Here is a 10,095-nt window from a genome sequence, read left to right as displayed (position 1 = left end):
GACCACCACCGTGTCCGTCCCATTGACCGCCRCCATGACCACCACCGTGTCCGTCCCATTGACCGCCGCCATGACCACCACCGTGTCCGTCCCATTGACCGCCGCCATGACCACCACCGTGTCCGTCCCATTGACCGCCGCCATGACCGCCGCCATGACCGCCGCCATGACCGCCGCCATGACCGCCGCCATGACCGCCGCCATGACCGCCGCCATGACCGCCGCCATGACCGCCGCCATGACCGCCGCCATGACCGCCACCATGACCGCCACCATGACCGCCACCATGACCGCCACCATGACCGCCGCCATGACCACCGCCGTGTCCGTCCCATTGACGGCCGCCCGGGCCAGGTATTCGTTCTCCATCTATATAATAATGCACATTAGGGTAATAAGCGTTATAATTATACATTCAAGAAATCCTCCTTTTTTTGTTTACCCTTCAGACTATGTACAAAGGGTGGGAAGGGTCCTATATGGACATTGATGGACAACAAAACAGGGCTGCCTATTTATTGTTGTCAAAATAAAAGACAACAAATATTAATGGCTGTTTTTTTTGCCTCATATTGAATTTTAAACACTAATAGCACTTAAGTTGTTTTGTTCAGCAATAAAGCAGTAAAGGAACCGATGCCTTCTAATGAAATGTAAAAAAAGTGTTCCTGAAATGAAAGATGAAAATCGAAGACCATGTTTTTAATCATTTCAGCAGTAAAGGAAACAAAAAATTCATTTAATGAAGGAATTAAATAAAACGGGAAAAAGGCGTTTCTAGGAAAGTAGGGACGCCTTTTAGTTATTAACATTAATTTTTTAAGCAATAATGCGTTGATTATCTTCTTTAATTAGGTAATGATTAAAATAGTTAAATATGGAAAAGGGGATTTAGAGGAGGGAATTTGATGGAGAAGGTATTTCCGGTTATTGAAACCAAACGATTGATATTAAGGGAAGTAACACTGGAAGATGCGGGTGACATGTTCAAATATCTATCTGATACAGATGTGGTGAAGCCTATGGGTTTAGATCCATTCGATACAGTAAATGATGTATGGGATGAAATTAAGTGGTACGAATCTATATTCGAAAAAGGTTCGGGAATTAGATGGGGAATTACATTAAAAGATTCCGGTAAGGTTATAGGAAGTTGTGGTTTTCTGAATATGGTAACCAAACACCATCGTGCTGAAATTGGATATGAATTAAGTAAAGACCATTGGGGAAAAGGCATTGCGAGTGAAGCATTGGAAGCCGTAGTTATGTATGGTTATCGCCACTTTCACCTGGAAAGGATTGAAGCTTTAATTGAACCTGATAATCACCCATCCCAAAAACTAGTGGAAAAACAAGGATTTAGAAGAGAAGGACTTCTTAGGCATTATGAATTTACCCGTGGCAAATTCGATGATTTATACATGTACTCACTCATAAAAGAAGATCTTAACGGAATTTCCTTTTAATTAATTCATTGTGAAGATCATTTAAGAAGCGGTCCCTGTTTGTCGACAAAAGTGGATTTCGGAATGCATTCATCCCGAAGCTCTTTTACGATTTTGCTGAGAGGATGATCACCAATTGGGGTTTAGCGGTCTCATGCTGAAGACAAACTCAATGGAAAGCTAGTTTGATTTCAGTTAAAAAAGTTCTAACCGCAAAGTGCTTTGGTATCTGAAAGTTACTCTCCAAGGGTATGGTGAAATTGTCCAATTTAATAAGTGTTTCACAAAACAGTAAAAATCCATAATGGGAATTAGTCTTTAACATGGTTTGGGATGAACATCCTAAAGTGAAAAAAATCTAGTTGATTAAAATGGAAGGTACCAGACTCTTGCGGGAAAAGCGCGTCCAAGGGAGACCCACAGGCGCGAAGAGCGCCGAGGAGGCTCCCGGACCGCCCGCGGAAAGCGAGTGCCTGGAATGGAAAATCAACGTTTAAATTTACAAACCCAAAATAGTAGAGCGGTTTTTTTATAACTATATATACATAAATCTTAGTTTACTCATTTGCTTGTATAATCTCTTTCAACCTTACAAATTCGGGTAGTGTATGACGAGTACCAATCTTTCATACCTTTTTCTTGTGCCTTTTTGTGAGCGGCATTTTCCTTCCAAAGCTTTATGGCATCCAAGGACTTCCAATAGGATATGGTAATTCCTAACCCGTTTTGATCTCTCACGCTTTCGACTCCTAAATAGCCATCTTGTTTAGCGGCAAGTTCATCCATGAATTCAGCGGTTGAATTATAGCTTGCGGCATCCTTATCGCTTCTTTGGGAAGTGAAAATGCAAGCGTAATAGGGCGGTTCGGGGGTATTTGCAAAAAACATGAAATGATGCCTCCTTTTAACTTAATATTCAAAATAATATCATATCGGAAGATGCATGGATAGATACCCGGTAAAGCAGGTACTTAGCAAAGAAAACAAGGCGGTAAGAAGCGGTATATATATCTGACACGGCAATACTGCTAAAGGGATTTTATTCTAATTCACGAATATATATTACTTTGACGGTTTTACAAAAAAAGGAGATGGTCTTGTGTGCGGGATTCGTTAGCAAACATATAGAAAGAGATGCGTATTTACCGAAACAACGCGATATTATTTTGGAAAAAGCATTAAAAGATTTAACGGCAGATCCTGATGTTTTGGCTATTTACATAGCTGGTTCATTAGCAAAAGGAAACGATGATCACTACTCCGATATAGATTTGCACACCATTGTAATTCCAAAACGTAAAGCAGAATTTTTAATGGGAAAAAGGGAGAGAGCCAATAATTGGGGAGATGTTTCATTTCACGAAGACTGCAATCCTTATTCACCGTATGTCGTCACTCATTATAATACCTTTGTGAAAGTGGATAGCTGGTATCATGCACCTGAGGAAATTGTTCCCTCCATCTGGTTAAAAGAGGTAGAAGTCATCTATGATCCTTTTAATATTATGAGTCCTGTTATTAAGGAATCGGCAAAGAAAGTGTATAAACCTACACCGGATGAAGTTGAGCATTGGAGAGGAAAGCTGCTTGCTTTTGTCCATGAAACTTACAGGGCCGTTATGAGAAGGGAAATGTTATATGCACTATCCAATCTTGATAGGATACGGTGGCTGATTGTGTCTGGTTGGTATATGGAAATGGAACAACATATGGATGTCCCCTATGGAGCATGGACAAAAATCGAGGGCAATAGAAGTAAATTAGCTGGAAAGCAATTATCCCTGTTGGAAAGTTGGGATTGTGGGCGCAATTCAAATGAAATTATTAAAACGCTGAGACGTATGATCCCGGAATTCCTCAGACTAAATGAATACTTATGTACTCAATTGGGTGTCGAAACAAATGAAGACCATATCAAAAGAATTATCGATATGGCTATCTGATACCTTTTACAATCGGTTATGGCACACTCTTTGTTCGGGTAAAATGTGTAATCACTTTTGGAGGGATGCTAAGTGGCAGAATTGGTATATCATGTAGCAGTTTCACTGGATAATTTCATTGCCGACCAAGCAATGTTGGAAGGGGATATCAATCATTCTTTTTTCTTATTTGAAGGAGAGCATGTCCCGGACTTTTTATCCGATATCCAGCATTATGAAGCGGTGTTGATGGGTAGTAAAACATATGAATTTGGATTTCAATTCGGAGCTAAACCGGGTGAACCAGGTTATAAGGGTTTGAAACATTATATATTTTCGAGCTCCCTTCAGTTTGAATCGAATGAGGAGGTAGAACTTATCGAAGGTGACGCCGTTGCGTTTATTGAAAACCTTAAGTGGCAAGGTGACGGAAAGCTATGGCTTTGCGGGGGCGGAGAACTGGCTGGAACGTTATTGAAACATAAACTCATTGATCAATTGGTGCTGAAAGTGAATCCAGTCATAATCGGTGAAGGCATCCCTCTTTTCGGCAGTGTTAAGCCAAGTCTAAAATTGGATTTAGTTGAAATGAAACAATATCCAAACGGGGTGCTTAAACCTACATATAATATTATTTATACGTAGGAATAGGGTAGAGGGTTTCTTTCCTTCAATAGTTAGGGCTGCTTTGGCGCAGCCTTTTTCTAATGAAATTCACTGGTCATTAAAAGTTAAACTTTTCTTAGTGAAAATATACAAAGAAAATTTATTAGAAATTTATTTTTAACATATACCCTTTCAGTATAACTTGAAAGGAGTTTTCTATATGAGAAAAATAGTAAAAGTATCAAAGAATATATTTTTTACCTTCTTTGCTATGATCTTATTTGTAGCGATAGCTGTTTTTATCTACCATAATTATCAAAAGGGAAAGGAATCATCATTAACTAGTGAAGGGACACCCGTTGATTTTAATAACAAAGAAATTAATGTATATACGGAAGGCAGCGGTGAGGATACATACGTTTTTATGTCCGGTTCCGGAATTGCTGCTCCTGTTTATGAATTGAAAGGATTATATAGTAAGTTTGCAAAAGAAAATAAGATTGCAGTCATTGAAAGAGCTGGATATGGATACAGTGATGTTTTTCATGATGATAGGGATATCGATACAATATTGGAACAAAGCAGGAAATCGTTAATGGAAAGTGGAAATAAACCTCCTTATATTTTGGTTCCACACTCGGTATCAGGTATTGAGGCTATTTACTGGGCACAAAAATACCCGAGTGAAGTAAAGGGAATTATTGCTTTGGATATTGGTTTACCGCACCAATATGTGACTCATAAAATGGGCATGGTTGATTCATTGACAGTAAGAGGAGTGAATCTTTTAACGAAAATGGGTTTGCACCGTCTTGTACCTTCTGCTGTTTATAATCCCGAAGTGATCCGGCAATCATTTTTGACTGACCATGAAAAGGAAATGTATAAAACACTATCTTATAAACAGTTTTTTAATGATGATATGGAGCAAGAACTTTTACAGAGTTACAATAATGGTACAAAATCAGTTAACTTGCCAATACCAAAAGATACACCCATTTTATTTTTAGATGCGATAGCCGATGAAAATAAAAATTCAAAATATACAAAACAAAAAAACGAAGATTATGAGGATTTTGCAGAGAAACTATTAAAAGCGGATGTAATAAAACTGAAAGGGACGCACAGCATTTATTTGTATGCGCCTGATGTGATATATGATCTTTCCATGAAATTTATCAAATGAATAAAGAAAGGCTTTGTGATGAAAAGATATAATATTTTAATTGTTGAAGATGATTGGATGATTGGTGATTTACTGAAAAAAATTTTGCAACGCGAAGAGTACAATGTATGTTGGATAAAAGAAGGAAAAGATATTAATGATATCATCAATGAAATCGATTTAGTCATTATGGACGTTATGCTGCCAGGAGATGATGGCTATCAAATTACAAAGAAACTAAAAAGTCTAGGATTGAATATTCCAGTTATTTTTCTATCTGCCCGAAATGATATGGATAGCAAACTTCAAGGTTTGAGAATTGGTGAGGATTATATGACTAAGCCTTTTGATCCCAAGGAGCTATTACTAAGAATGGAGAAGTTGCTGGAAAGTCAATATGGTACTTTCGCACAAATTAAACATTTATATATTGATGCCGAACATAAGAGGGTATTCAATAATGACTTGCATAATGAAGTGGTTTTTACTGCGATAGAGCGTAAAATTTTTTTCTATTTATATGAAAATAGGGATCGGATTTTAACGAAAGAACATTTCTTTGAATATTTATGGCAGCTCGAAGATAGGAATCAAAATATTATGAATGTACATATAAAAAAAGTTAGAACTAAAATCAATGATAACACCGGTGAAATCATCCAAAATATATATGGAGAAGGGTATAGATTGAATACCTATATAAAGAAATGAAATTAAAGGAAAAATACCAGCTATTGTTATTCAGTGCCGTTATTAGCGTGCCATGTATTTTACTGATGATCAGTATCCTTATGTCACTAATTTATGATTGGGCCTTTAAAACTAAAAATGGTGACATTCCTTTTCATGAATCTTTTGCATATCCTACAATGCTGGGAGTTTTCATTTTATCATTATTATTGTTAGCCTTCTTATTTTCCAAATCTATTAACTCACTATTAAATAAAATAAATATATTGAATGAAACTATCAGGAATTTAGCTAGTGATGAGGAAATTCCGAATAAATTAGAGGTTAATAACAATGATGAAATCGGGAAATTAACTAAATCGGTAAACTTACTAATTGAAAGAACGACCTATCGGGAATTGGAATTAAAGCAACAAGAGGAAATGAAAAAGGAACTCTTAAATAAATTAAGGCATGACATCAATACACCTTTAACAGCAGTAAGGTTACAATTATTTTATTTAGAAGGCCAATATAAGGAACAAGCTCCACTATTACAATCACTATATCAACAAATAAATTATATTTCTGAATTAACAAATGAATATAATATTCAATCCACAGCTGAATTAGATAATTCTTATATCTTGAATGATAAAGTGAATATGCACGCTTTATTAGAAATGATGGTTAAAAAATGGGGCTATTTGTATAACATGCATGGTATTGAATTAATATATCATCCTTTAAATGGAGAGCTGGAATGGATGAGTAATGACTTGTGGCTGCAAAGGTTATTCGATAACGTCTTTCAAAATGTATTAAACCATTCGAAGGCTGATAAACTTGTGATAACCATTGAAAATAATGTGGTCAGTATCAAGGATAATGGAATTGGTTTTAATATCGAAAGTAAAAGTAAGGGACTTGGCTTAAAAATAATTGAGGATATAGCTAAGACACTATATATAAAATATAATTTGGAATCTAATGAAAGCGGAACTTTATTTAGTTTTACAGTCGAAAATACATATGAATCTCAGTTGAATTAGGATATTTTGCGGGGATGACATCCGGGGATTTCGTCAGGGATTCATCAATATCATTCTTTTCAGATAGTTTGCCTCATGCAACATAGTTATATATCACTTACTTATATAAAGAGATACAAAAAGGTTGCTATAGACCCACCCATTTTTAAGTTGATATGATATTCAGGTACTTAATTGTGGGGGGAAGTTGAATGGAAGAACAAAAATATAATGACCTCAAATTAGGCGAACGTGGTGCAATCATCAGTATTATTGCTTATATTTGTCTATCAGTCATGAAGCTAGCTATCGGATACATAAGCGACTCAGCGGCTTTAAAAGCGGATGGGCTGAACAACACGACTGATATTATCGCGTCACTTGCCGTACTGATCGGTTTAAGGCTAGCACAAAGACCCCCCGATAAAGATCATGGTTATGGCCATTGGAAGAGTGAAACGATTGCATCAATGGTAGCTTCGTTTATCATGTTTGCTGTTGGTGTACAAGTATTGATAGATGCTGTTGCTTCCATGCTTAAAGGTGGAAAGGAATCACCTGACATTATTGCCGGATATGTAGGTGTTTTATCAGCAATAGCCATGTATTTTGTATACCGATATAATAAAAAGCTTGCTATGAAAATTAACAGTAAAGCAGTTATGGCAGCTTCGAAAGATAATATTTCCGATGCTTGGGTAAGTATAGGAACAGCTATAGGGATTTTCGGCTCCCAATTAAACATGCCTTGGCTTGATCCCCTTACTGCCATCATTGTTGGATTATTAATATGCAAAACAGCCTGGGATATATTCAGTCAAGCCTCGCATGAACTTTCTGACGGTTTTGATGAAAATAAAATTCATCTATATAAGGATGTAATTACAAATGTGGATGGAGTCAAGGGGATAAAAGAAATTAAAGGAAGAAATTACGGGAACAATGAAGTGATTGATGTTGTGATCCTTGTCAATTCCACCTTGGATATTAAAGAAGCACATGATATAGCGACACATGTAGAAAAAGTGATGATGAAAGATCATGGAGTGTATGACGTTCATGTCCATGTAGAGCCCAATTAACTGTCTCTTTCAATATGAATTAACAAAAAAGGTATAAATCTGCTTTACAAACATATGAATAATATGCAATCATTAATTCATTACATTGGAAGGAAAAGGTACCTTATACAATGAAGCAGTAATCTTATCTAATAAACAGTAAATCTGAATCAATTTCAATGGGTGCAATCGGTTAGATATGTTCAATGCAAATACGTGTCACTTTGTTTGCTTTATCGGTAAGTAAAGTGAATTCATTTTTTCATTTGAACAAGAATCTTTTTGGATACCCATGTGAGATTTTTAATGATTATGTTTAGAGATGGGATTCGTCTGTTCGTTTATAGGTACTAATTCATATACAATTACTTTTTCTGATATCCAATCAGAAGAGGTATATTTGGTTTATGTATATTAATTTAGTAACAGGCGATCTCTCTCTAGAAAAATGGAGGGGGATTTTTTTATGTTATTTTTAAAAGCGAATGATTTAAAGAAAAGCTACGGAAGCCGTGAAGTTCTTTCCGTCGATACACTTCATCTTTACAGTCATGACCGTGTTGGTTTGGTTGGCAGGAATGGAGAAGGTAAAACGACCCTGCTTTCTATACTAGCGGGAGTGAGGGAAGCCGATTCCGGTCATATCGAGAGCTATGGAACAGTCAGCTATATCCCGCAGATGGAAGAAACTGAACAAGAAATAAGCGGGGTATTAACGAGCATATGGAAACTGCCCGATGAGGATCAAGAAATCATAAGCGGCGGTGAACGAACTCGAAGAAAAATCGCTGCAGCCCTTTCTTCCAATGCGGATGTATTGATCGCGGATGAACCTGCCAGCCATTTGGATATATCCGGAATTGAACAATTGGAAAAGGATTTAAAATCTTTTAATGGCGCTATTTTGCTTACTTCACATGATAAAGCATTCTTGAATCATCTATGTACAACAATATGGGAAGTTGAGCAAGGCAAGGTAACGGTATATGAAGGGAATTACGAAGCGTATATCAAACAAAAGCAGGCAAAAACAGAAAAGGAAAATAAGCAATATGAAGAGTATAGCCGTGAAAAGAACCGGTTGAAACAGGCTGCACAAAACCTTCAAGCCAAATCCGATTCAATTAGGAAAGCCCCTAAACGAATGGGTAATTCAGAAGCAAGGCTGCATAAACGGAGCTCCGGGAAACAGAAGGCGAAATTGAACCGTTCTGCTGAAGCGATCGAAACTCGAATCGAAAAATTAGCAAAAAAAGAAAAACCGAGGGAAGATCCCCCCATCATCTTTGATATTTCAGAATTTCCATCTTTGCATAGCAAAAGGGTCATTCGATTTAATGGCTGTTCCCTGAAAGTCGGGTCACGGGTGCTGAAACAACATATTTTTGGAGATGTCCCCTTAGCTTGCAGACTCGCCATCAATGGTCAAAATGGTTCAGGAAAAACGACATTATTGAAAAAGATAGTGGAAAGGCACCCAGATTTATATGTCGCGATGCCAGCAAAGATTGGATTTTTTGCCCAACAACAAGAAAATTTGAGTGAAAGTAAAACGGTTCTCGAAAATATATTGGAGGACAGTCCCTACAATCAAGCCTTCATTCGTACACTATTATCACGATTAGCTTTTAAAGGAAATGACGTTCACAAACAAGTTTCACTTTTAAGCGGTGGGGAAAGAGTCAGGGCTTCCCTAGCAAAAGTTTTTTTGGGAAACTATAATGTACTGGTTTTGGATGAACCTACAAATTACCTGGATATTCATACTAAAGAGGCTTTAACCGAAGTGTTAAAAGCATATCCAGGAACGATCGTTTTTGTGACTCATGATCGTTCATTGATCCAATCTCTTGCAACACATTCACTTTCATTTGAAAATGAACCTCCGAGAGTAAGTGTTATAAATAAGGAATCAACAAAATCGGCCACTCGCAAGGATGGCCTTGAAGATAAACAGGCTGAGCTTCTTATGATTGAAGTGCAAATCATCGAGACACTTGGTAAACTATCCAATGTTATGAAGGAAGAGGAAAAAGAGGAATTGGATAGGGAATACTTCCAACTCTTGAACAAGAAAAAAGAGCTTGAAGGTTAAATGCAACATATTAAGGCCCCACTCAAACAAGAGGGGCCTTTTCTTGGATAAAGAGCGGTTAAAGTGGAGAGAAATTTTACACTTTCAATACCAACCAATGA

General features: G+C 37.0%; 10 protein-coding genes. 8 read left to right on the top strand and 2 right to left on the bottom strand.

Annotated elements, in window-relative coordinates; all coding sequences use genetic code 11:
• Positions 1-415 (bottom strand): hypothetical protein (locus AC1DIV_RS15085; RefSeq protein ID WP_477576754.1); only part of this gene is annotated, 415 nt, incomplete at its 3' end.
• A 493-nt stretch (positions 416-908) separates the two neighbouring features.
• On the opposite strand from AC1DIV_RS15085, the gene AC1DIV_RS15080 reads away from it, so the two are divergent.
• A complete protein-coding gene (locus tag AC1DIV_RS15080) occupies positions 909-1,466 on the top strand; it encodes a GNAT family N-acetyltransferase (protein WP_477576753.1) in 558 nt (185 codons plus the stop codon).
• A 540-nt stretch (positions 1,467-2,006) separates the two neighbouring features.
• On the opposite strand, the gene AC1DIV_RS15075 is transcribed toward AC1DIV_RS15080, so the two are convergent.
• A complete protein-coding gene (locus AC1DIV_RS15075) occupies positions 2,007-2,333 on the bottom strand; it encodes an antibiotic biosynthesis monooxygenase family protein (RefSeq protein ID WP_421162080.1) in 327 nt (108 codons plus the stop codon).
• A 209-nt stretch (positions 2,334-2,542) separates the two neighbouring features.
• Between AC1DIV_RS15075 and AC1DIV_RS15070 the strand changes: the two genes are divergently transcribed.
• From AC1DIV_RS15070 to abc-f, 7 genes are all read left to right on the top strand, one after another.
• Complete coding sequence (locus tag AC1DIV_RS15070) at positions 2,543-3,388, top strand: hypothetical protein (protein ID WP_477576752.1); 846 nt, start codon at positions 2,543-2,545, stop codon at positions 3,386-3,388.
• Between the two features lie 72 nt (positions 3,389-3,460).
• A complete protein-coding gene (locus tag AC1DIV_RS15065) occupies positions 3,461-4,012 on the top strand; it encodes a dihydrofolate reductase family protein (protein WP_340875953.1) in 552 nt (183 codons plus the stop codon).
• Positions 4,013-4,193: 181 nt separating this feature from the next.
• Positions 4,194-5,159 carry an alpha/beta fold hydrolase gene (locus AC1DIV_RS15060; protein WP_340875954.1) on the top strand — a complete coding sequence of 322 codons (966 nt, stop codon included), beginning with the start codon at positions 4,194-4,196 and terminating at the stop codon, positions 5,157-5,159.
• 18 nt (positions 5,160-5,177) lie between these two features.
• The gene (locus AC1DIV_RS15055) at positions 5,178-5,849 is read left to right on the top strand and encodes a response regulator transcription factor (RefSeq protein ID WP_340875955.1); all 672 of its coding nucleotides are present in this window, start codon (positions 5,178-5,180) and stop codon (positions 5,847-5,849) included.
• The gene (locus AC1DIV_RS15050) at positions 5,846-6,859 is read left to right on the top strand and encodes a sensor histidine kinase (protein WP_340875956.1); all 1,014 of its coding nucleotides are present in this window, start codon (positions 5,846-5,848) and stop codon (positions 6,857-6,859) included. Before AC1DIV_RS15055 ends, AC1DIV_RS15050 begins: the two co-directional genes overlap by 4 nt.
• Before the next feature lie 191 nt (positions 6,860-7,050).
• Positions 7,051-7,920 (top strand): cation diffusion facilitator family transporter, encoded by an 870-nt coding sequence (locus tag AC1DIV_RS15045; RefSeq protein WP_340875957.1) that lies wholly within the window; start codon positions 7,051-7,053, stop codon positions 7,918-7,920.
• A gap of 445 nt (positions 7,921-8,365) precedes the next feature.
• On the top strand, positions 8,366-9,994 hold the full coding sequence (gene abc-f, locus AC1DIV_RS15040; protein ID WP_340875958.1) for a ribosomal protection-like ABC-F family protein: 1,629 nt from the start codon (positions 8,366-8,368) through the stop codon (positions 9,992-9,994).
• Positions 9,995-10,095 lie beyond the last annotated feature (101 nt).

Source organism: Peribacillus sp. 05N428 (assembly GCF_056397085.1).
The sequence above is the reverse complement of the archived record's forward strand: the minus strand, read 5'-3'. Positions and strand labels throughout refer to the sequence as shown.

Coding starts and splice junctions, on each gene's coding strand:
- abc-f (WP_340875958.1), top strand. CDS start 8,366: ATGTTATTTTTAAAAGCGAATGATTTAAAGAAAAGCTACGGAAGCCGT.
- AC1DIV_RS15080 (WP_477576753.1), top strand. CDS start 909: ATGGAGAAGGTATTTCCGGTTATTGAAACCAAACGATTGATATTAAGG.
- AC1DIV_RS15045 (WP_340875957.1), top strand. CDS start 7,051: ATGGAAGAACAAAAATATAATGACCTCAAATTAGGCGAACGTGGTGCA.
- AC1DIV_RS15055 (WP_340875955.1), top strand. CDS start 5,178: ATGAAAAGATATAATATTTTAATTGTTGAAGATGATTGGATGATTGGT.
- AC1DIV_RS15075 (WP_421162080.1), bottom strand. CDS start 2,333: ATGTTTTTTGCAAATACCCCCGAACCGCCCTATTACGCTTGCATTTTC.
- AC1DIV_RS15050 (WP_340875956.1), top strand. CDS start 5,846: ATGAAATTAAAGGAAAAATACCAGCTATTGTTATTCAGTGCCGTTATT.
- AC1DIV_RS15060 (WP_340875954.1), top strand. CDS start 4,194: ATGAGAAAAATAGTAAAAGTATCAAAGAATATATTTTTTACCTTCTTT.